This is a genomic window from Burkholderia sp. Bp9031, assembly GCF_003857965.1.
Lineage (GTDB): Bacteria > Pseudomonadota > Gammaproteobacteria > Burkholderiales > Burkholderiaceae > Burkholderia > Burkholderia ambifaria_A.
The window spans coordinates 1-20,222 of sequence record NZ_QTPW01000028.1 but is presented as its reverse complement, the minus strand read 5'-3'; the positions used below and the strand labels follow the sequence as shown (position 1 = coordinate 20,222).

The following is a 20,222-nucleotide window of genomic DNA, read 5'->3' as shown; positions in this document are numbered from 1 at the left end:
CCGGTCGACACGGCACAATTGCGAATCCTTTACTGACCCGCATGCCATGCCGTTCAATTTCCCGATTTTCCTGACGTGGGTACGGATCGTGCTGATTCCGCTGGTCGTCGGCGTGTTCTATCTGCCGGACACGGTGATGGGCGGCGCGCACCGCAACCTCGCGGCGGCGGCGATCTTCATCCTCGCCGCGCTGACCGACTGGTTCGACGGGTTTCTCGCACGCAAGTGGAACCAGACGTCGTCGTTCGGCGCATTCCTCGATCCGGTCGCGGACAAGCTGATGGTGACGGCCGCGCTGTTGATCCTCGTGCAGATTTCGCGGGTCGATGCGGCGATCGCGCTGGTGATCGTCGGTCGCGAGATCGCGATTTCCGCACTGCGCGAATGGATGGCACAGATCGGCGCGTCGAAGAGCGTCGCGGTGAACCAGCTCGGCAAGTTCAAGACCGCATGCCAGATGGTCGCGATCCCGATGCTGCTGTACTACGGCCCGCTACCGCTCGGCATCGCGACGATCGACACGCGCGTGTGGGGCGAGTGGCTGATGTATCTCGCGGCGGTGCTGACGATCTGGTCGATGCTGTACTACATGAAGCTCGCATGGCCGCAGATCCGCGAGCGCGGCGGCGCATGACCGGCACCCCCAGTCGATCGCGCAGGTTTTTTGGAAAAAGGGCTGGAAAAGCCCTTGACATACGAATGTGCCTTCGACATAATCTCGCTTCTCCGCTGCACGGCGAAGTAAGTGTGTGACGGGGAAGCAGTAGCGCAGCAATACGCGGGAGTAGCTCAGTTGGTAGAGCGCAACCTTGCCAAGGTTGAGGTCGCGAGTTCGAGACTCGTCTCCCGCTCCAGATTTTCTGGCAGCGTGTTGTACGGCAAAGCGCTGCAGGTGCAGGACAATGCGGGAGTAGCTCAGTTGGTAGAGCGCAACCTTGCCAAGGTTGAGGTCGCGAGTTCGAGACTCGTCTCCCGCTCCAAGTAATGGGGAAGCCACGCTTCCCTTTTTATTTGATGGACTGATGGTCCTCGAATAAAAAATCTGTCGCTTGCCTTCATGGCATCCGGACAGTCCGCTTTTGGCGCGATAGCAAAGCGGTTATGCAGCGGCCTGCAAAGCCGTTTAGGCCGGTTCGACTCCGGCTCGCGCCTCCAGCAAGAAAAGAAAAGCCCCGCTTCGGCGGGGCTTTTTTTTCGCACGTTTCCAATGCTGGAAATGCGTCTCCTGAAGTGGTAGCAAGTCGCCTCTACCCAACCCAAAAGCCAATGCCGACCACCCATAGATCGGTAAATTGGCAATCGAGCTGTAATGAACGAGCGTCCAATTGTCATCCGCATGGCACATTCCATCGGCAGTGGGACGGACGCGTTTCAGCGGGCTGACGCGGATGAAAAAAGCCCGCTGTTCGCGGGCCTCGTGTACTCAGCAATTACCTTTCTTCGCCTGTCCGGGCGGGCAGAATCCGTTGCCTGGGCCTCCCTGCGGTGCGACGACGACCGGCGCACCCGGAACGTATGCGACGCACCCACTCAGCGCGCCGACCACGCTCGCCGCGGCGAGCAATGCGATAACCCCTTTCTTCACTTCGTTCTCCCGTTATTGAGGAAAGGGCCTCGCGGCCCTTTCGATGATGCTGACGACGCGTCAGAAACTGAAATTGACGTTCGACTGGCTGGTCGTTGCATTGACGTTCGTCGATTGCGTTGCGCCCGACGCTGCGTCAGCCTCGATCGTATATTGTGCCGCGGCGGCCGGCGAGGCAGCCAGGGCGACCGGCAGCGAGCCCGAGTAAGTGCCGACGATCGGCGCGGCAGTGGGCACGTTGAGCGCATACGCGCCCGTATCCATGTTCGCGTTGATCGACGTGATCTCGTACGCATTGGCATCGACGGTCTGCAATGCGCGCACGAACGCATCGGCGCTTGCGGTTACCGTGCCGCTGACCGTGCTCATCGTCGAGGCCGGCAGCGTGATCGGGGTGTTCGATGCCGAGACCGCCGTGGTTGTGTTCACCACGACCGGGACCGAGCGCACGATACCCGACGCGAAATTGTTCTGCACGATTACGACGTCGTAGTTACCTTGCGTCGAGCTCTGGATCAGCGGCGACAGCACGAACTTCCCGGTGCTGTCGGCAACCGTGCCGCGGACCACCTTGCCACCTTGTTCCGCATACACCGTCGCGCCGGCTTCGGCTGATGCGACATAGCCGGAGATCGCGCCGCTCACGACGGTCGGGATCGCGGTGACGACCGGCTTCAGCGCAAACGTGCCGTTGCCGCGCTGGACGATCGACTTGCACGCGTTGAAGTCGAGCACGAGGTCGACGAGCGTGTTCGGTTGAACCGTGAAGGGCTGGATGATCTTGTAGCCGCTTTGCGTCGCGCTCGGTGTCGCGAGCGCCTGTTCCGTGCCGCCCGTCGGGACGACGGAGTTCGCGAGGTTGTTGCCCTGGTTCGGCGCGAGAACGAGTCGGACTTGCTGATACTGGCCAGCCGGCAGTGCGGTCTGGCCGATATCGGCGAGCACGCCGTTGGTGAGTGACAGCAGATCGATCTTTTGCGGTGTCGCCAGCGTAATCGTCGACCAGCCGGCATCGTTATCGGAAGCATTCGCATTCCCGTTGACGCGAACCTGCGAGACGGTCACGTAGACGTGGTCGAACCCGCATGAAGGCGCATCCGTCATTGCGACATGCAGCGTGCCGGTCTGCACGCTGCCGCCGTCATCGCCGCCGCCGCAACCCGCGAGAACGAACGGCACGAATGCGGCGCAAAGGACGCTCTTGATTATGTTATTCATATGTCACCCCCTGTGGGTGTTATTGTGGGTGACGGAAGAATAGTGGTACTCCGGTTGATTATTTGGGTATGTTTGAAACGAACGGTAACATTTCGTTCGATTGGTAAGTTCTTATCGGGATTGATGCTGATCAGGAGCGAACCAGGCATACGGTGAGCACAATTGTTTCGTGCGAGTCTTGTGACGCCGAACGCACCGATCCGGTCGTCGGCATCCAGTTCGAGTTTGAAAACCGTTTGCGCGATAGCGGCGTTGAAGCCGCGTCGATCCGCCGTGACGGTGAAGCCTGGGGATGCGCAGGCTCGTCTCCATGCAAGAAGGGAAAGCCCCGCTTCCGCGGGGTTTTCCCTTCTTCCGCGCTTCATCGGCGCGTCCCGTCCTATTCCGCCGGATATGTCAATGTCACCAGTTCGCACTTCGACGTGCTCTTGCCGTCGTAGTCGTAAATCGCGAGCAGATGCTGGCCCTTGCTGTTCACGATCGGCAGCGTGATTGCCCGGCGATTCGGGTTGTTGCCGCCGGCCGGTTCGTCGGAGCTCTGCTTGCGGATTTCGGACTCGAGGTCCGACGGCGTGTTGATGCCGTTCTCCGGACCGCGGCTGCGCACCCGGCTGTAGAAGTGAAAACCGTTGTCGGTCCAGCCGCGCGGCAGCATGTTGCGCCACTGGTTGTTGGTGACTTCCCTCCACAGCAGATCGGTGTTGCCGCTCAACGTAAACGGCGTCGGACACGCGCCGGCCGCGAACGCTTGTCCGCAGAAAAGCGGGATGGCGGCAAGCGACCACGCAACGCATCGGGCCGCGCGTCGCGCGAGGCCGGCGTCGTGTCGCGTTCGGGGATGGTGCGGCAGGGCATGGGGCGTTTTCATACGGCATCCTCCAAGTGATGGATCGGGATGCGACCGCACTGCGGCCGCTGGGGAATACCGTATCGCTGCCGTTCTCACGCAAGAATGCGGCGAACGTCACACGCGTCGTCACGGGGCGAAGGTGCGGGGCCGGGGCCCGGGATGTGTATGGAAAGCCTGAAGGTGTGGCGACAGCGCGGTGCGATGGCTTGATCGCGCGTTGTCGCGGCGAGGGCGGTGATGGTAGCGGCGCGGGCCGTATGCATTGCCCGCGTCGCCGTGAGCGCGCCGAACGTTCAGCGATCCCGGTCAGCCATCGACCGGCTGCGCGGGCGTGTCGAGCCTGAGCTGATAGAACGCCGCATCGAGCCAGCGGCCGAACTTGAATCCCGCTTCGGTGATCGTGCCCGAGTGCACGAAACCGAGGCGCGTATGCAGCGCGACGCTGCCGCCGTTGGTCGCGTCGATACAGCCGACCAGCACGTGCACGTCAGCTTCGCGCGCGCGCCGGATCAGTTCGCGCAGCAGCAGTTCGCCGAGCCCGCGGCCGCGATGGTCGCGGTGGACGTAGACGCTGTGCTCGACCGTGTACTTGAACGCCGGAAACGCGCGGAACGTGCCCCAGCTCGCGAAACCGACCAGCGTGCCCGATTCATCGACTGCGCCGACGATCGGAAAACCGGCGGCGCGCTTCGTCGCGAACCACGTGACCATCGCTTCCGGCGGGCGCGGCTGATAGTCGTAGAGCGCGGTCGAGTTCACGATCGCATCGTTCAGGATCTCGAGGATGGCCACGGCATGCTCGGCCTCGCTGCAATCGATCAGGCGCACGTCGTCGCGCTGTTTCGGGGAATTCATATGGGCTCCTGCGCCGGTCGGCTTTGAACGGATGACACACTCCGCGCGCCGGTGGCTGAGACATCGCAGATCGCGACGACATAGCGCGCGGCCTGCGACGACGGGTTGCTGAAAATCAGCGGCTGATCGACGCGCATCGCCAGACAGTCGCCTGCGTGAAGTTCGTGAAGCTGGTCGCCGAACGTGACGTCGACACGTCCATGAATGACCCACACCTGTTGATGCAGTGCGCTTTCGCGCCCGCCGGAGTCGTACGCGACGCGCGCGCCGGGCGGGAAATCGACCTCGACGAGCTGGATCGGCGACGGCCAGCCGGGCGGCGACAGATTGCGCCGCACGTAACCTGACGCCGGATCGCGCCATTCCGTCTGTTGCGCGCGCCGTACCAGCGGGTGCGCGGATGCGTCGTCGCGATCGCCGCCGAACAACCCGGCCAGCGACACGCCGAGACCGGCCGCGAGCTTGTCGAGCACGACGGCCGTCGGGCTCGCCGCCGCACGCTCGATCAGCGAGATCATCGAACGGCTGACGCCGGAACGCGCGGCGAGGGCATCGAGCGTGTAGCCTCGTAGCGTTCGCAAGTCGCGCACGCGCCGGGCGATGCGTTCGTTGATGCCGGTGTCGTCGGCGGGGGGCTGGGTTGATTCTTGCATGATGGATTTATTTTCCAGCAAACTGGAATTTGAAGTCAACGAGATTTCAGCGGGATGCTGGCTGTCTCGGATCGGCGATTCGCTCGCGGCCGAGCGCTTGCCCGGCAGCGGGGTCAAGCGTAATATACAAAACGACTACATTTCGTTTAATTAGAGACATATGGGAATCATCAAGATATCCGAGCACATGCACGAACGGTTGCGCTCGACCAGTACCGCGCTGAGCCGTTCGATCAATGCGCAGGCAGAACACTGGCTGCGCGTCGGGATGCTGTCGGAACTCAATCCGTCGCTGTCCTACGGCGATATCTGCCGGATGCTGATCGAGATCGAAGCGCGCGGCGGCGATACGGGTCCGACGGAGTCGGTGGCTCACGGCATCGAGCAGGTGGCGTAATGGCGAAGCGCGAAATCCCGATCCGCGGCGCCGCGGAAATCGCCAAGTCGCGCGAGGCTGCGAAGCTCGCGTCCCAGGTGCTGACGATGATCACCGAGCACGTGAAGCCGGGTGTCACCACTGACGAACTGGACGCGCGCTGCCGCGAATACATCGTCGACGTGCTCGGCGCGATCCCGGCGAACATCGGCTACCACGGTTATCCGAAAACCCTGTGCACGTCGGTCAACCACGTGGTCTGTCACGGCATTCCGTCGTCGCGGCCGATGCGTGACGGCGACATCGTGAATCTCGATATCGCGGTGATCAAGGACGGCTGGTTCGGCGACACGAGCCGCATGTACTTCGTCGGCGAGCCGGGCGAACTGGCGCGGCGCCTCGTCGCGACGACCTATGAGGCGATGCATGCGGGCATCCGCGCGGTTCGTCCGGGCGCGACGCTCGGCGATGTCGGCTATGCGATCCAGCAGGTCGCGCATCGCGAAGGGTTCAGCGTGGTCCGCGAGTACTGCGGGCACGGGATCGGTGACGTGTACCACGACGAGCCGCAGGTGCTGCACTATGGCCGTCCGGGCACCGGCGTGCCGCTGCGGCCGGGGATGATCTTCACGATCGAGCCGATGCTGAATGCGGGCAAGCGCGATACGCGTGTGCTGGCGGACGGCTGGACGGTCGTCACGAAGGATCACTCGCTGTCCGCGCAATGGGAGCACATGGTCGTGGTGACGGAGCAGGGCTTCGAGATCCTGTCGGACGACGTGACGCCGCCGGCGTTCGCGGCGCTTTCCGGTACGCACGCGGCCTGACGCGCGGCGGTCAACGAAAACGGGCCCCGTCGCGGGGTAATGCCGTTCAGTTAAGGGACTTTGATGTGCCGAACGGCGTAACGCTTGGGTCGTGCTTTAACCACACGGGGGCATTCACGCCCCCGTTGTTTTTCCACGGTCTCGAACGCAAGGCGAGCGTGCAGGCGATCGAGCCACGCAGGTATCTTGCCGAACGCTGGGGTCACGGCAGCCCACATCATTTCGTGCTGGAAGACGTGGAACGCTCGTACGAAGCTGATATCGGTCGGATCGAGTTTCGCCTGCCATGCGGCAGTGGCCATTTCGCGGCGAATCAGGTTGTAGGCGATCAATGCGCCCCAGATCTCCTGATAGACCCCTTCAACGGTCCGGCTGCGCAAAGTCAGCTCCGTGCCAAGCATCGATTGCTTTAATTCCCGATAGCTGGTTTCGATCTGCCAGCGGCGCCCATAACAGGCGACGATATCGGCCGGTTTGAAGCGTTGGCGATCATCCAGCGAGGTCAGTAGCACGCGTTCGCGCCCGCATGCATCGATCGTACGAATCGCACGGGCCAGCCAGAACTCCGGCAGTTCAGGGGATTGTTTGCGCGCCTGCGGGGACACGCGCATGCGCACTGTCGCATCGTCCGGCGTGCCGTCGATCACGTCCCATCGGGTATGGGATTTGGCCGGAATCAGGAAGTGGCGGTTGTGCCCATTCATCGTCAGGCAGCACAGGATGCGAGCGGCCAGAAAGCCTTTGTCGAATACCGTCAGTGAATGGTCGGGTATCTGCGGCAGCAGATCCTGGGCGTATACCATCTCGTTGGTGCCATAGGCACCGAAATTGATATCGGCCACCAGATGCGTCGGGATGGCAGTTAGCGTCACCGCTCGTACTTGCGGATAGCTGGCCACTTTGCCGCTGGCGTAGCGTTGCGCACCGAAGTGCTCACGATTGGCCGGGCTGTCGGCCGTGCGCAGCGTGGTGCCGTCCATTGCCCACAGACTAAGACCCTTGAAGGTATGGCGTGCCGCGTCCTGCGTGGTCCATGCCCCTGCTGTGCGTTCGAACAGCCATGCCAGAGGCGCTTCACCCACACGCTGGCGGGCCTGTGCCACGGCGCTCTTGCTGACGAAGGGGGCGAGCTCGTTGGGTAGCGCCAGATCGAGACTGTCGAGCACCTCATTGATTGACCAGTGCCGGTACATGGCCAAGGCGATCACCAGCCAAACCACGTGTTCGGCCGGCAGGCGCCGACGACGAATGCTCGCGGCTCCCGTCGCTTCAATCGCATGCTCGACCCACTCGTGGGGCAAATGCTCCGCCAGCCGGCTCAGGTCCGGCGTCGGATGTTGGGCGGCGCTCAGATAGGTCAGGTGGCTGGAAAGCATCGCGCCGAAAGTTAACACCTCCGCGCAGCGTTTACAACTGCCCGCTCCAACAAAAATGCCGTTCAGTTGCTTAACTGAACGGCATTACCCGTCGCGGGGCCCGTGTCATTTGCAGTCGCGCGGCGCGATCAGGAGGCGGCCGTCTCTACCGCCGCGACCGGCAGCGCAACGCTGCTCAACCGCGTGCCTTCTGCCACGCGTGTTCGACGAACACGCGGCACAGCGCTTCCATCCCGTTGCGGTCCTCGTCGTCGAAACGCGCCGCGACGGGGCTGTCGACGTCCCACACGCCGATCAGCGTGCCGTCGGCGGCCACCAGCGGCACGACGATTTCCGATTGCGACGCGGCATCGCAGGCGATATGGCCGGGGAATTCATGCACGTCGCGCACGACCTGCGTCTCGCGCGTCTGCGCGGCCGTGCCGCACACGCCCTTGCCGAGCGCGATCCGCACGCACGCGGGCTTGCCCTGGAACGGGCCGACCACGAGTTCCGATCCGTCAAAGAAATAGAAGCCGGCCCAGTTCAGGCGGTCGAGCGAGTGATAGACGAGCGCGGCGAAGTTCGCGGCGTTCGCGGTCAGGTCGCGTTCCGATTCGACGAGCGCGCGCGCCTGCTCGACGAGCGTCGCATAGTGTTCGGCCTTGGAGGCGTGAGGGTCGTTGGACAGCGTGAACATGGCTGAAATGCGATAAGGGTGGTGAACGGCGGGTTGTGAAAAGCGCGATGCGCGTCCCGCAGTCTACGGCACGCGCGGACTGTCTGCAGCGTCCGGTTCGCGGGGTGCGATGCCGAACGCGCCGTGCTGGTGCCGGCGACGCCGCTCAATCGGGTTCGAGCTCGGCGAACCGTTCGGCCAGGAAATCGAGCAACGCGCGCACCGCGGGCAGCAGCCCGCGCCGCGACGCGAACACCGCGTGGACGATCTCGCGGCGCGGCGCCCAGTCGGGCAGCACGGTCACCAGTTCGCCGCGCGCGATTTCGTCGCGCACCATCATCGTCGGCAACTGCACGATGCCGACCCCCGCGACGGCCGCCGCGCGCAGTGCGAGCATGCCGCCCGTCACGAGGCGCGGCTGGTGGTGGATTTCCGCGTGCGCGCCGTCGGGGCCGCGCAGCCGCCATACGTGCGCGGCCTGTGGCACACCGTGATCGAGGCTCGGCAGGCGGGTCAGGTCGGCAGGGACGGCCGGCATGCCGAGCTCGCGCAGCAACGCGGGGCTCGCGACGAGGCACTGGCCGCGCTCGGCCAGCACGCGCAGCGCGAGATCGCTGTCCTCGAGCGGCGGCGGGCGCACACGGATCGCGACGTCGATCCCTTCGCCGACGACGTCGACGCGCCGGTTGGTCGCCTCCAGGTGAATCTCGACGCGCGGACACGCGACCATGAATGCGGCGATCATCGTGCCGACCAGCGAATCGAGCAGCACGACCGGGCAACTGACGCGCACAATGCCGCGCGGCTCCTCGTGCAGCAGCGCGATCGCCTCGTCGGCGGCGTCCGCTTCGACGAGCATCGCGCGACAGTGCGCGTAGTAGGTCTGGCCGACGTCGGTGACGGTAAAACGGCGCGTCGAGCGCTGGATCAACCGCATCCCGAGCCGCGCCTCGAGCAGCGCGATGCGGCGGCTCAGCTTCGATTTCGGCATGTTCAGCGCGCGCCCGGCCGGCGCGAAGCCGCCGTGCTCGACTACCTGCACGAAGTAATAGAGATCGTTCAGATCCCGTTCTTTATCGTTCATCAAATAGAACGCTGAGTGCGATTTTGGCAGTCTACCGGATCGATCGTCCTACCTCTATATTCATATCCATGATGCGAAACACGTGTTTCGCCGCAATTCGGAGAAGGCAAATGAAGAAGATCCAGGGTGTCTACAGTGCGCCGCGCGGCCATTGGGTCGGCGACGGTTTCCCGGTGCGTTCGATGTTCAGCTATCAGTCTCACGGGGCGCACCTGAGCCCGTTCCTGCTGCTCGACTACGCAGGTCCTGCGAACTTCGAGCCGGCTTCGGCACCGCGCGGGGTGGGCCAGCATCCGCACCGCGGGTTCGAAACGGTGACGATCGTCTATGACGGCGAAGTCGCGCACCGCGACTCGACCGGCGCGGGCGGCGTGATCGGCCCCGGCGACGTGCAGTGGATGACGGCCGCGAGCGGGATCCTGCACGAGGAATTCCACTCGGAAGCCTTCACGAAGCGTGGCGGTCCGCTTGAGATGGTCCAGCTGTGGGTGAACCTGCCTGCCGCGGACAAGATGGGCGAGCCCGGCTACCAGACGCTGCTGAACGCGGACATCCCGGTGGTCGAGCTGCCGGACGGTGCGGGTCGCGCGCGGATCATCGCGGGCGAATTCGACGGGCGGCGCGGCCCGGCCCGCACGCACACGCCGATCGACGTGTGGGACGTGCGGCTCGCAGCCGGCGGTCGTGCGCGGTTCCCGGTCGCCGAAGGCCGGACGCTCGCGGTGGTCGTGCTGAGCGGTACGCTGCTGGTGAACGGCGAGACGGTTGCCCGCGAAGCGCAGTTCGTGCAACTGAGCCGCGACGGGCGCGACGTCGAGATCGAAGCGAACGGCGACGCCAAGCTGCTGATCCTGAGCGGCGAGCCGATCGATGAGCCGGTCGTCGGTTACGGGCCGTTCGTGATGAACTCGCAAGAGGAAATTCGGACCGCGATCGACGATTTCAACAACGGCCGCTTCGGCCGGATGCAGGCCTGACGGACAGGCCCCGCGCAATGCGGGGCTTTTTTCCATACGCGGCAGGGCGGTCGCGTGCCGCTTGTGCTTCGAGGCATAATCGACGGTTGCCGCGCGCCGGCCGGCGCGCCCGAATCAGGACCGACCATGAACGCTTCCGCACCTGCCGCATCCCCGCGCGCCGACGATCTCGAGTGGCGCTGGAAATCCTTCGACGCGCTGACGGCGCGTGAAATCTATTCGATCCTGGAAGCGCGCAGCGCCGTGTTCGTCGTCGAGCAGAACTGCGTATATCGCGACATCGACGATGCGGACCAGGCCGCATGGCACCTGGCCGCGTACGATGCGACGGGCCGCGTCGCAGGCTACCTGCGCGTGCTGCTGCCGGATGCGCGGAACACCGACGTGCGCATCGGCCGCGTGCTGACGAGCGCTGCGTTTCGCGGCGCGGGTCTCGGCAACGCGCTGATATCGCGCGCGCTCGAGCACATCCGTGCGCAGTGGCCGGATACGCAGGTGAGCCTGCATGCGCAGGCCCATCTGCAGCGCTTCTACGGGGCATTCGGCTTCACGCCGAGCTCGGACGTGCACGATGAGGATGGCATCCCGCACGTGTGGATGACCCGCGCACGCGGCTGATGCGCGGCGCGCCGTGCCGTCAGCGGGCGGCGGGCGTCACCGACGGGCGTTGAGCGCGCCGGGCGGTAGCCCGCTCGTCGATCAGACGGCCGCGTGCCGACAGCCGCAACCAGTGCCGCAGCGCGATCAGCGCGCCGATCACGCTCATCATCGAGCCCGGAATCCACAGCAGCAAGCCGCCGATCTGCTGGTCACGCAGCGGGCTGAGCCACGTGAACGCGCGTCCGCAGATCGAGTAGATCGGATACAGCTCGTGCGGCGTGAAGAAGATCAGCGCGCCGAGCGCGATCTGCGGCGGGATCGCCGCGACGACGATCAGGATCCGGCGGCCCGGCGACAGTCGCGCGGGCGGCGCGGGACGGGGATCGACGACGAGCCACCAGAACAGCAGCCCGTCGATCACCATGCTCCAGTTCATCACGCGATACAGGCGCCAGTCGAGCATCGCGACGAAGTGGATGGGCGACAGCAGCCAGAAATAGATCAGCCCGACGAACAGCACGACCGCGACGACCGGATGGAACACCACGTCGAGCGTCGCGCGCACGGGCGCCCACGCGAGCGCGGGGCGCACGAAGCGCTGTCGCCAGCGAAACGGAATGCCCGCGCGGATCGCCGCGCCCGGGTAGGCCAGCGCGATGAAGAACGGACCGAGGTGATGCAGCACGAGGTGCTGCGCACGGTGCATGAAGAACTCGTGCTCGAAGAAGTAGTCGAGCCGTGTGTGCAGCGCGATATAGAGCGCCGTCAGCCCGAGCCAGAACGAGAACTGCCGCAGCGGCGACACCTTCGCCTTCTTCACGCCGCGCGCGAACAGCACGGCGGCCGTCAGCACCGCGATGACCACGGTCGGCGACGGTTCCCACGGATCGAGCCAGTACAGGACGTTCATCGCGCGCGCATCACTTCGCCTGGGCCGGCGACTTCACGGCGAACGGCGTGTCGACCGTTTCGCCGTCGGAGAACTTCAGGCGCAGGCGCACGGTGTCGCCGGGCTTGATCGTGTGCTTCGGTTCCTCGAGCATGAAGTGATAGCCGCCCGGCGCGATGTCGACCTTGCCGCGCGCGGGGATCGTCAGCTTGTCGACCATTTCCATCTTCTGCGTCGAGCCGTTCGACACGGTCTGGTGCAGCATCACCATCCCGTAGTCGGGGCTGTCGACGTCGACGAGGTCGACCGGCTTGTCGCCGGTGTTGACGAGCGTCACGTAGCCGCCCGCGGGCAGCTGGTTCGGCAGCCAGCGCACCCATGCATTCTGCGCGGTGATCGCGCCGGCGGCGTAGGCGTGCGCGCCGGTGCACAGCGCGGCGAGGAGGGCGAACGTCTTGAGGGGCGTCTTCATGTCGGGGTTCAGGTGGTGGAGGCAGTGTCGATGATCCGGCGCACATCGGCGGCGATGGCGTCGGGCGAATCGCGGTCGGTCGCGAGCAAACGCGCTCGGCCGTTCGCGTCGAAGATGTAGACGGCCGAGCTGTGCGTGACCTCGTAGCCGCCGGACGGATCGCGTTTTTCCATCTGGTACGCGACGCGATAGCGTTTCGCGAGCGATTCGATCTGGCCGTCGGTGCCGGTGAGGCCACGGGCGTGCGCGGCATCGAACGCGGCGACGTACGACTGCATCGCCGGTGGCGTGTCGCGGGCGGGATCGACCGAGACGAACAGGATGCGCACGTCGTTCGCCTGCGGGCCGAGCTTCGCGAGCACTTCCATCAGTCGCGCCATCGTTTCGGGGCAGACGTCCGGGCAGTGCGTGTAGCCGAAGTAGACGAGCGCGACGCGGCCGCGAAATGCGCTCGCGTCGACCGGGTGGCCGTCGCCGCCGGTCAGCGTGAACGACAGGTCGGGCAGGTGGCCCGTGACGTTGGTCAGGTGCCAGTTCGGCTCGTCGTGCGTGCAGGCGGCAAGTGCGACGGCGGCGGTCAGCGCCGCGGCGGCGCGGACGAAGCGGGTGAAGCTGAAGAGGCGCCGGTGCGGCGCGGGACGGGCAGACGACATCCTAGGGCTCGATCGGACGGAACGGTCGCCGGCCGGCGCGGCGCCATGCGTCGCGCGGCCGGCGGTGCCGACTGTAGCGCAATTCCCGCGCCCGCGTCCTTTCGAAACCCGTACGGCACGGGCGAGCGGGGCAATATGTCGCAGTTGACGCGGACGGTGGCGTGACGTCGGCCCTGCGCCGGTTTCGCCCATCTCGGTACGCAGGCGCGGTAAGATGCGCACAATTCCCTTCTCGCAGCGGCGGCCCGCGTTTGCCGGCCGCTCCTCAGGCTATCGAATCGATGCAATCCGTTCCGGCTTCCCTGTCCCTGACCGATACCGCGTTCTTTTTCGACTTCGACGGCACGCTCGTCGAGCTGGCGCCGACGCCCGACAGCATTCACGTGCCGCCGTCGCTGCTGACGCTGCTCGATGAACTGCGGCGCCGCTCGCACGGCGCGGTCGCCGTCGTGTCGGGTCGCGGCATCGACAACCTCGACACGTTCCTGAACATGCCGGACTTGCCGATCGCGGGTCTGCACGGCGCCGAACGCCGCGACGCGAACGGCGACACACAGCGCATCGGCTTCAACGACGAACGGCTGCTGCGCATCGAACGCGAACTCGCGGCCGTCGTCGACCGTCATCAGGGCATGCTGCTCGAAATCAAGGGGGCGGCCGTCGCGCTGCACTACCGCAACGCGCCCGAGCGCGAGCCGGCTGCGCGCGAAGCGGCCGAGCGTCTCGTCGCCGAATATGCGGATGCGTATGTCCTGCAGCCCGGCAAGATGGTGTTCGAGATCAAGCCGAAGGGCGTCGACAAGGGGCGCGCGCTGGCCGCGTTCCTCGACGAGCCGCCGTTCGCGGGCCGCGTGCCGCTGTTCGCGGGCGACGACCTGACCGACGAGAAGGGCTTCGCGGTGGTCAACGCGCGTGGCGGCCTGTCGATCAAGATCGGCGCGGGCGAGACGTCGGCGCGCATGCGGCTCGACTCGGTCGACGTGCTGCACGCGCAGATCGCACGCTGGCTTGGCGCGGAGCAGCCGGGCGCATGAGCCGACTCATCATCGTTTCAAACCGTGTCGCGCCGATTTCGGAAGGCGAGCCGGCGGCGGGCGGCCTCGCGATCGGCGTTTACGACGCGCTGAAGGAGACGGGCGGGATGTGGTTCGGCTGGAGCGGCGAGGTGGTCGCGTCCGGTGCGCCGCAGCCGCAGATCCGCATCGAGGAGCGCGGCCCCGTGACGTTCGCGACCGTCGGGCTGTCGCGCCGCGATTACGACCAGTACTACCGCGGTTTCTCGAACGCGACGCTGTGGCCCGCGTTCCATTACCGTGCAGACCTGATCCAGTACGACCGCCACGAGTTCGAAGGCTACAGTCGCGTGAACGTCTGGCTCGCGCAGCAGCTCGTGCCGCTGCTGCAGGACGACGACGTGATCTGGGTGCACGACTATCACCTGATCCCGTTCGCGCGTGCGCTGCGAGCGGCCGGCGTGAAGAACCGCATCGGCTTCTTCCTGCACATCCCGTTTCCGGCCGCGCAGGTGCTCGTCAACGTGCCGCCGCATCGCGAGCTCGTCGAGTCGCTGTGCGCGTTCGATCTGCTCGGCTTCCAGACCGAGCCCGACTTGCGCGCGTTCTGCGACTACATCGCGTTCGAGGCCGGCGGCGAGGTGGCGCGCGAAGGGCACACGGTGCGTGTGAGCGCGTTCGGCAACACGCTGCGCGCAGCCGCCTATCCGATCGGCGTGTACCCGGACGAGATCGCGGCGCTCGCGCAGGCGGGCGAAAACGGCAAGGCCGTGCGCACGCTGGCGACGTCGCTGCGCGGGCGCCAGCTGATCATGAGCGTCGACCGGCTCGATTATTCGAAGGGGCTCGTCGAGCGGTTCCGCGCGTTCGAGAAGCTGCTGGAGCACCAGACGTCGATCCGCAACCGCGTGTCGTTCCTGCAGATCGCGCCGTCGACGCGTGCCGACCTGCGTGCATACCAGGACATCCGGCTGCAGCTCGAAGCGGAGTCGGGGCGCATCAACGGCCGTTACGCGGAACTCGACTGGGCGCCGATCCTCTACATTCATCGCCAGTACGACCGGCAGGTGCTGGCTGCGCTGTACCGGCTCGCGCGCGTCGGCTTCGTGACGCCGTTGCGCGACGGGATGAACCTCGTTGCGAAGGAATACGTGTCCGCGCAGAATCCGGACGATCCGGGCGTGCTCGTGCTGTCGCGCTTCGCGGGGGCCGCGCGCGAACTGACAGGCGCGCTGATCGTCAATCCGATCGACATCGAGGGGATGGCCGATGCGCTGTCGCAGGCGCTGACGATGCCGCTCGCCGAGCGGCGCGCGCGTTATGCGGACATGATCGCGCAGCTGCGCGAGAACAACGTGTCGGTGTGGCGCGACAACTTCCTGCGTGACCTGCAGCGGGTGTAGCCGGCACTGCGCTTCGCGAGTCGCGCGATGCGATGAAAAAAGCCGCCGTGCATGACTGCACGGCGGCTTTTTTACTGGTTGGGCGCCGCGGGCGTCAGGCCGCGCGTTCGCCGGTCGGCGTGGTGCCGTCGGGCGCGTGATGGCGGCCGTGCTGCTTCGCGAGCAGGTCGCGGTACAGGCCCGGACGATTGCGCAGCACGTCGGGGCTGCCGTCGTCGATCACTTTGCCGTTGCTCATCACGATGATCCGGTCGAAGTTGCGCAGCGTCGACAGCCGGTGCGCGATCGCGATTACCGTGCGGCCGACCATCAGGCGGTCGAGTGCGCTCTGGATCGCTTCCTCGGATGCGCTGTCGAGTGCGGAGGTCGCTTCGTCGAGCAGCAGGATCGGCGCGTCCTTCAGGATCGCGCGCGCGATCGCGATGCGCTGGCGCTGGCCGCCCGACAGCTTCACGCCGCGGTCGCCGACGATCGTGTCATAGCCTTCCGGCATCGCCTCGATGAACTCCGAGCAGCGGGCGTCGCGCGCGGCGGCGAGCACGTCCTCACGGGTCGCCTCGGGGCGGCCGTACGCGATGTTGTCGTAGATGGTCCGGTGCAGCAGCGAGATGTCCTGCGGCACGAGCGCGATCGCATGGCGCAGGCTGTCCTGCGTGATCGCCTTCACGTCCTGGCCGTCGACCATCACGGCGCCGTCCTGCGTGTCGTAGAAGCGTTGCAGCAGCGCGAGCACGGTCGACTTGCCGGCGCCCGACTTGCCGATCAGGCCGACGCGCTGGCCCGGTTCGATATGGAGATCGAAATGGTCGAGGATCGCGCGGCGGTGCGGATATGCGAACGTCACGCGTTCGAAATCGACGCGCCCGCCCTTGGCCGACAGAGGCTGCGCGTCGGAGCGGTCCGGCATCCCGTGCGGCTCGAGCAGCGTCTTCACGGCTTCGGACAGCCGCGCCACGTGTTGCGTGACGTCGACGAGCGCGACCGCCAGATCGCGCGTGCCGTGCAGGATCGTGAAGCCGAGCGAGCTGACGAGCACGATGTCGCCGGAGGTCGCGCGGCCCTGGTCCCACAGCCACAGCGCCCAGCCGAGCAGGCCGGCGGACAGCATCGCGGTGATCACCGCGTGCAGCAGCCGCAGTTTCTCGAGATAGAGCAGGCTTTGCTGGCGCGCGTCCATCTCGGCCTTCACCGTCGCGCTGAAGCGCTTCTGTTCGCGCAGCGTCATTCCGAAGGCGCGCACGAGGCCCATGTTGCCGATCACGTCGACGAGCTCGCCGTCGACTGCGGCCGCCTTCGACGCGAACGTGTGATGGCGCGCGGAGCCGCGCCCGGCGAGCTTGAACAGCACGACCGAGAGCACGGCCGAACAGCCGAGCAGGCCGGCGGCCATCAGCGGGTTCACGACGATGATCATCAGGATCGCGCCCATCACCGCGATGCACGGCGGCAGCACGTTCCACGCCATCGTGTTCTCGGACGTATAGACGGCGTTCGACGTGGCGGTGATGCGGCTTGCGAGCGTGCCCGGCTGCTTTTCCGAGTAGTACGTCGGCGAATGGCCGATCAGGTACTGGAACAGGTCGCGCCGCAGGTCGCCGGTGACGGCGACGAACGTGTGCGCGGCGACCCATCCGCCCACGCGCCACAGCAGGTTGTCGGCCGCGATCAGCCCGACGAGCAGCGCGAACGCGCTCCACAGCGGGCCCGGATGATGGCGCCCGGTCGCAAGCACGTCGATCAGGTGCTTGATCGCGTATTGCGAGCCGAGCGCGCAGCCGACGGCGGCCAGCACGCTGCAGAGCACGATGAGGTGCGCGACGGGATGCAGGCGGATGTAGCGGAACAGGAACGCGATCGGCCGATGCGCGTAGCTCGACAGCTTCGCGTTGTGGGCGTTGCGCTGGGCAGGGGTGAGAGATTCCAAAATATGCGTGCGGTGATTCGGTGATTGAGCGGAGCGGCTGGATCGCAGCCGGCGGTCGCCCGGACTGAATAATCCGGCATTGTAAACAAGGCCGTGCATTGCGCTGCGCGAATCTTGCCTTGGCCAGGGGCGCGCGTTCAATTTTGAGATAAAATCCGGCATCCCGTCCTGCCGTACGCGCCGGAATCGCATGCCGGCAGTGGCGAGATGACACGGAACGCCAAAAAGGCCTTCCACTCTAGAACGGACGCCCAAGTCCGCGGGTTGCAAAGTGTTGCGCCTTTGTAACAAAGTAAAGTGTTTGAAATGTCGTGCGCCGTATTGGGATTAACCCTAGATAATCGGCTCCGGGTTCGATTCCAGGTTTTTTTACGAACCCCTGTCAACGGGTCTTCGTTTCAAACGTTCTAAGCCTGTCGCGTCGCCGACGCTCCTTGAGCAGCGCGGGTTCGACGCCCCCGGCAGGCTGATTCGTCCGATTTTCGGACGAAATGCATCCAGCCCGGATCGCCGGCAGGTTGCCGACCCATACCTGGTTTTTAGCTGATTTTTTAGGAGTTACGCATGCGAATCGCCCAAATCGCTCCGTTGCACGAAGCGGTTCCCCCGAAGCTTTACGGTGGTACCGAGCGAGTGGTGTCCTATCTCACCGAAGCACTTGTCGAGATGGGACATGACGTCACGCTCTTCGCGAGCGGCGATTCGCAAACCTCGGCGAAGCTCGAAGCGTGCTGGCCGCAGGCGCTGCGTCTCGATCCGACGATCCGCGACGTGATGGCCCCGCACATGCTGCTCCTCGAGCAGGTGCGCCGCCGCGCGGAAGAGTTCGACGTCCTGCACTGCCACATCGACTACTACCCGTTCTCGCTGTTCTCGCGCCAGCCGGTCCCGCATCTGACGACGATGCACGGCCGTCTCGACCTGCCGGAACTGCAGCCGATCTTCAACGCATTCAGCGACGTGCCGGTCGTGTCGATCTCCGACAACCAGCGCATCCCGCTGCCGCAGGCGAACTGGCTGTCGACCGTGTACCACGGCCTGCCGGAAAACCTGCTGACGCCGATCCCGAACGTGAAGCCGAGCTACCTCGCGTTCCTCGGCCGCATCTCGCCGGAAAAGCGCGTCGACACCGCGATCCGCATCGCCGAGCAGGCCGGCCTGCCGATCAAGATCGCCGCGAAACTCGACAAGGCTGACCGCGCGTACTACGAAGAGAAGATCAAGCCGCTGTTCGCGCTGCCGCACGTCGAGTACATCGGCGAAATCAGCGAGTCGGAAAAGACCGAATTCCTGGGCAACGCGCACGCGCTGCTGTTCCCGATCGACTGGCCGGAGCCGTTCGGCCTGGTGATGATCGAGGCGATGGCCTGCGGCACGCCGGTAATCGCGTTCAAGCGCGGCTCGGTGCCGGAAGTGATCGACAACGGCGTGTCGGGCTTCGTCGTCGAAGACGAGCTGTCGGCCGTCGCGGCGCTCAAGCGCCTCGATACGCTGCCCCGCGAGAAGGTGCGTGCTGCCTTCGAAGCACGCTTCTCGTCGAAGGTGATGGCGCAGAACTACGTGAAGGGCTACGAGGAACTGCTGCGCCAGAAGCGCCGCACGGTCCTGCGCGAAGTCAACGCAGGCTGATGCCGGGCCTCCGGCCGCACTGTGGCTGAGGCCATCATCGACGCCCCGTCCGGGTCCCCGGCGGGGCGTTGTCACATCTGCGGCGCGGATCTGTTGTATTCTCGCCGCGCCCGACGCCGCGAACGGCCGCGGAAGCGGTCCGGCACGCCATCCTGCCGTCTGTCCAGACGGTAATGTCCCTATAATGGCCGTGCCGTGAAATCCGGCCCCGCACGAACATCGAGAGGAGAGCAGTCTTGGCGAGAACGAAAACCACGCGCGCAGCACCGGCCCCCGGCGCCGGCGTGATCTTCGCGTTGCGCGCGATCGGTCTCGTGCTGCTCGCGCGCTGGCTGTTCTCGATGTCCCAGATGGGCTATCGCGCGTCGCTGTCGGCGATGGTGTCGTCGCCCTGGGCGTTCGTCTATCTCGTGCTGATCTTCCTGCTGCTCGCGCTGCCGGGTGCCGTCGCGCGCGCCGAGCGCCCGTTCCATCCGCTGCCGCAGTGGCTGCGCCAGGCGCTGCGGGTCTTCGCGCTGATCGGTTTCCTGTTTGCCGTGTGGTCGATCGGCGCGTTCGCGTGGGCGGCCGGCTGGCGCCGCGCGCTGCACGCGGTGACGGCGACCAACGGCTGGCTCGTCGCCGCGCCGGCGCTGTATGCGGCGATCGTGTGGATGTGCCGTCCGCGGCCGCTGTGGCGCACCAACGTGGCCGCGCGCCGCTTCGCGGTCGGCCGCTATGCGATCTCGCTCGATACGCTCACGCGTACCGCGATCGTCTGGATGGAGAGCCGCAAGGTCGGCCAGTACGACGCGCGCGAACTCTCGGTGCGCTGGCCCGGCCGCGGCGCGCCCGCCGCAGGCGAGCAGGGCGCGCAGCCGGCGGCCGTGCCACCGCGTCGCGGCAGCCTGTTCCGGCGGCCGAAGATCGAGCTGCTGTGGGATTCGCCGGCGGCCGTCGGTCACAACCGGCAGATCGTGATGCGCACGCCGCTCGCGACCGAGGGCGACCGCGTCGCGGTGCTCGCGCTCGACGCGGCGCTCAAGCAGATCGTCTGACAAGGCCTGCGCGGCGCGCGGGCGACAAGGAGAATTGAAATGAACGCGTCCCACCCGTGAACGTGAGAGCAGAAGCAGGAGGTGGATCCTCGCGGGCCAACGGCATCGAAGTGCCCAGGTGGAAAATGCACGCATTTCCCGGC

General features: G+C 65.8%; 20 protein-coding genes and 3 tRNA genes. 12 read left to right on the top strand and 11 right to left on the bottom strand.

Annotation, left to right across the window (positions count from 1 at the left end):
- Positions 1–46: 46 nt before the first annotated feature.
- The 4 genes from pgsA (at position 47) to DIE15_RS28085 (ending at position 1,155) form a co-directional block, all read left to right on the top strand.
- The gene (gene pgsA / locus DIE15_RS28100; RefSeq protein WP_006757520.1) at positions 47–634 is read left to right on the top strand and encodes a CDP-diacylglycerol--glycerol-3-phosphate 3-phosphatidyltransferase; all 588 of its coding nucleotides are present in this window, start codon (positions 47–49) and stop codon (positions 632–634) included.
- A 144-nt stretch (positions 635–778) separates the two neighbouring features.
- Positions 779–854 (top strand) — tRNA-Gly (locus DIE15_RS28095).
- A 50-nt stretch (positions 855–904) separates the two neighbouring features.
- Positions 905–980, top strand: a tRNA-Gly gene (locus DIE15_RS28090).
- Between the two features lie 101 nt (positions 981–1,081).
- Positions 1,082–1,155: transfer RNA gene (locus DIE15_RS28085), tRNA-Cys, on the top strand.
- Positions 1,156–1,645: 490 nt separating this feature from the next.
- Here the strand turns inward: DIE15_RS28085 and DIE15_RS28075 are convergent.
- The 4 genes from DIE15_RS28075 to DIE15_RS28060 form a co-directional block, all read right to left on the bottom strand.
- On the bottom strand, positions 1,646–2,803 hold the full coding sequence (locus DIE15_RS28075) for a DUF4382 domain-containing protein (RefSeq protein ID WP_057930220.1): 1,158 nt from the start codon (positions 2,801–2,803) through the stop codon (positions 1,646–1,648).
- A 379-nt stretch (positions 2,804–3,182) separates the two neighbouring features.
- Positions 3,183–3,671: a hypothetical protein gene (locus DIE15_RS28070; RefSeq protein WP_057930221.1), complete on the bottom strand. Its 489-nt coding sequence runs from the start codon at positions 3,669–3,671 to the stop codon at positions 3,183–3,185.
- 288 nt (positions 3,672–3,959) lie between these two features.
- Positions 3,960–4,508, bottom strand: a complete 549-nt coding sequence (locus tag DIE15_RS28065; RefSeq protein WP_124834855.1) for a GNAT family N-acetyltransferase — start codon at positions 4,506–4,508, stop codon at positions 3,960–3,962.
- Entirely contained in the window at positions 4,505–5,161 is a 657-nt protein-coding gene (locus DIE15_RS28060) for a helix-turn-helix domain-containing protein (protein ID WP_057930223.1), read from the bottom strand. Before DIE15_RS28060 ends, DIE15_RS28065 begins: the two co-directional genes overlap by 4 nt.
- 160 nt (positions 5,162–5,321) lie before the next feature.
- Between DIE15_RS28060 and DIE15_RS28055 the strand changes: the two genes are divergently transcribed.
- Together DIE15_RS28055 and map are read left to right on the top strand one after the other, a co-directional pair.
- On the top strand, positions 5,322–5,558 hold the full coding sequence (locus tag DIE15_RS28055; RefSeq protein ID WP_057930224.1) for a ParD-like family protein: 237 nt from the start codon (positions 5,322–5,324) through the stop codon (positions 5,556–5,558).
- Complete coding sequence (map, locus tag DIE15_RS28050) at positions 5,558–6,364, top strand: type I methionyl aminopeptidase (RefSeq protein WP_057930225.1); 807 nt, start codon at positions 5,558–5,560, stop codon at positions 6,362–6,364. The genes DIE15_RS28055 and map overlap by 1 nt, the downstream gene beginning before the upstream one ends.
- A gap of 50 nt (positions 6,365–6,414) precedes the next feature.
- Here map and DIE15_RS28045 read toward each other — a convergent pair whose 3' ends face one another.
- The 3 genes from DIE15_RS28045 to DIE15_RS28035 form a co-directional block, all read right to left on the bottom strand.
- Positions 6,415–7,740, bottom strand: coding sequence for an IS4 family transposase (locus DIE15_RS28045; protein WP_124834854.1), 1,326 nt, complete (start codon positions 7,738–7,740; stop codon positions 6,415–6,417).
- A 175-nt stretch (positions 7,741–7,915) separates the two neighbouring features.
- Positions 7,916–8,419 (bottom strand): GAF domain-containing protein, encoded by a 504-nt coding sequence (locus DIE15_RS28040; protein ID WP_124834853.1) that lies wholly within the window; start codon positions 8,417–8,419, stop codon positions 7,916–7,918.
- Positions 8,420–8,564: 145 nt separating this feature from the next.
- Positions 8,565–9,482, bottom strand: a complete 918-nt coding sequence (locus tag DIE15_RS28035) for a LysR family transcriptional regulator (RefSeq protein WP_057930227.1) — start codon at positions 9,480–9,482, stop codon at positions 8,565–8,567.
- Between the two features lie 110 nt (positions 9,483–9,592).
- On the opposite strand from DIE15_RS28035, the gene DIE15_RS28030 reads away from it, so the two are divergent.
- Together DIE15_RS28030 and DIE15_RS28025 are read left to right on the top strand one after the other, a co-directional pair.
- The gene (locus tag DIE15_RS28030; RefSeq protein WP_057930228.1) at positions 9,593–10,459 is read left to right on the top strand and encodes a pirin family protein; all 867 of its coding nucleotides are present in this window, start codon (positions 9,593–9,595) and stop codon (positions 10,457–10,459) included.
- 126 nt (positions 10,460–10,585) lie between these two features.
- On the top strand, positions 10,586–11,077 hold the full coding sequence (locus tag DIE15_RS28025; RefSeq protein WP_124834852.1) for a GNAT family N-acetyltransferase: 492 nt from the start codon (positions 10,586–10,588) through the stop codon (positions 11,075–11,077).
- A 19-nt stretch (positions 11,078–11,096) separates the two neighbouring features.
- Here the strand turns inward: DIE15_RS28025 and DIE15_RS28020 are convergent, their stop codons facing one another.
- From DIE15_RS28020 to DIE15_RS28010, 3 genes are read right to left on the bottom strand one after another with little or no spacing between them, the layout of a single operon-like run.
- Positions 11,097–11,969, bottom strand: coding sequence for a cytochrome c oxidase assembly protein (locus tag DIE15_RS28020; RefSeq protein ID WP_057930230.1), 873 nt, complete (start codon positions 11,967–11,969; stop codon positions 11,097–11,099).
- A gap of 10 nt (positions 11,970–11,979) precedes the next feature.
- Positions 11,980–12,420, bottom strand: a complete 441-nt coding sequence (locus tag DIE15_RS28015) for a copper chaperone PCu(A)C (RefSeq protein ID WP_124834851.1) — start codon at positions 12,418–12,420, stop codon at positions 11,980–11,982.
- Positions 12,421–12,428: 8 nt separating this feature from the next.
- Positions 12,429–13,073, bottom strand: a complete 645-nt coding sequence (locus DIE15_RS28010; protein WP_057930232.1) for an SCO family protein — start codon at positions 13,071–13,073, stop codon at positions 12,429–12,431.
- A 281-nt stretch (positions 13,074–13,354) separates the two neighbouring features.
- Here DIE15_RS28010 and otsB point away from each other — a divergent pair, with 281 nt between their 5' ends.
- Both otsB and otsA read left to right on the top strand, forming a co-directional pair.
- Entirely contained in the window at positions 13,355–14,107 is a 753-nt protein-coding gene (gene otsB, locus DIE15_RS28005; RefSeq protein WP_057930233.1) for a trehalose-phosphatase, read from the top strand.
- On the top strand, positions 14,104–15,489 hold the full coding sequence (otsA, locus tag DIE15_RS28000; protein WP_057930234.1) for an alpha,alpha-trehalose-phosphate synthase (UDP-forming): 1,386 nt from the start codon (positions 14,104–14,106) through the stop codon (positions 15,487–15,489). Before otsB ends, otsA begins: the two co-directional genes overlap by 4 nt.
- Before the next feature lie 94 nt (positions 15,490–15,583).
- Here otsA and DIE15_RS27995 read toward each other — a convergent pair whose 3' ends face one another.
- Entirely contained in the window at positions 15,584–17,413 is a 1,830-nt protein-coding gene (locus DIE15_RS27995) for an ABC transporter ATP-binding protein (protein ID WP_124834850.1), read from the bottom strand.
- A gap of 564 nt (positions 17,414–17,977) precedes the next feature.
- Between DIE15_RS27995 and DIE15_RS27985 the strand changes: the two genes are divergently transcribed.
- Positions 17,978–19,042, top strand: a complete 1,065-nt coding sequence (locus DIE15_RS27985) for a glycosyltransferase family 4 protein (protein WP_026044940.1) — start codon at positions 17,978–17,980, stop codon at positions 19,040–19,042.
- A gap of 236 nt (positions 19,043–19,278) precedes the next feature.
- Positions 19,279–20,079 (top strand): hypothetical protein, encoded by an 801-nt coding sequence (locus tag DIE15_RS27975; protein WP_057930237.1) that lies wholly within the window; start codon positions 19,279–19,281, stop codon positions 20,077–20,079.
- Positions 20,080–20,222 lie beyond the last annotated feature (143 nt).

Excerpts from the sequence above, each read along its gene's own strand:
- DIE15_RS28065 (WP_124834855.1), bottom strand. The coding sequence starts at position 4,508 with ATGAATTCCCCGAAACAGCGCGACGACGTGCGCCTGATCGATTGCAGC.
- map (WP_057930225.1), top strand. The coding sequence starts at position 5,558 with ATGGCGAAGCGCGAAATCCCGATCCGCGGCGCCGCGGAAATCGCCAAG.
- DIE15_RS28030 (WP_057930228.1), top strand. The coding sequence starts at position 9,593 with ATGAAGAAGATCCAGGGTGTCTACAGTGCGCCGCGCGGCCATTGGGTC.
- otsB (WP_057930233.1), top strand. The coding sequence starts at position 13,355 with ATGCAATCCGTTCCGGCTTCCCTGTCCCTGACCGATACCGCGTTCTTT.
- DIE15_RS28010 (WP_057930232.1), bottom strand. The coding sequence starts at position 13,073 with ATGTCGTCTGCCCGTCCCGCGCCGCACCGGCGCCTCTTCAGCTTCACC.
- DIE15_RS27985 (WP_026044940.1), top strand. The coding sequence starts at position 17,978 with ATGCGAATCGCCCAAATCGCTCCGTTGCACGAAGCGGTTCCCCCGAAG.
- DIE15_RS28015 (WP_124834851.1), bottom strand. The coding sequence starts at position 12,420 with ATGAAGACGCCCCTCAAGACGTTCGCCCTCCTCGCCGCGCTGTGCACC.
- DIE15_RS28020 (WP_057930230.1), bottom strand. The coding sequence starts at position 11,969 with ATGAACGTCCTGTACTGGCTCGATCCGTGGGAACCGTCGCCGACCGTG.
- DIE15_RS28055 (WP_057930224.1), top strand. The coding sequence starts at position 5,322 with ATGGGAATCATCAAGATATCCGAGCACATGCACGAACGGTTGCGCTCG.
- DIE15_RS28035 (WP_057930227.1), bottom strand. The coding sequence starts at position 9,482 with ATGAACGATAAAGAACGGGATCTGAACGATCTCTATTACTTCGTGCAG.
- DIE15_RS28025 (WP_124834852.1), top strand. The coding sequence starts at position 10,586 with ATGAACGCTTCCGCACCTGCCGCATCCCCGCGCGCCGACGATCTCGAG.
- otsA (WP_057930234.1), top strand. The coding sequence starts at position 14,104 with ATGAGCCGACTCATCATCGTTTCAAACCGTGTCGCGCCGATTTCGGAA.
- pgsA (WP_006757520.1), top strand. The coding sequence starts at position 47 with ATGCCGTTCAATTTCCCGATTTTCCTGACGTGGGTACGGATCGTGCTG.
- DIE15_RS28070 (WP_057930221.1), bottom strand. The coding sequence starts at position 3,671 with ATGAAAACGCCCCATGCCCTGCCGCACCATCCCCGAACGCGACACGAC.
- DIE15_RS28040 (WP_124834853.1), bottom strand. The coding sequence starts at position 8,419 with ATGTTCACGCTGTCCAACGACCCTCACGCCTCCAAGGCCGAACACTAT.
- DIE15_RS28045 (WP_124834854.1), bottom strand. The coding sequence starts at position 7,740 with ATGCTTTCCAGCCACCTGACCTATCTGAGCGCCGCCCAACATCCGACG.
- DIE15_RS28075 (WP_057930220.1), bottom strand. The coding sequence starts at position 2,803 with ATGAATAACATAATCAAGAGCGTCCTTTGCGCCGCATTCGTGCCGTTC.
- DIE15_RS28060 (WP_057930223.1), bottom strand. The coding sequence starts at position 5,161 with ATGCAAGAATCAACCCAGCCCCCCGCCGACGACACCGGCATCAACGAA.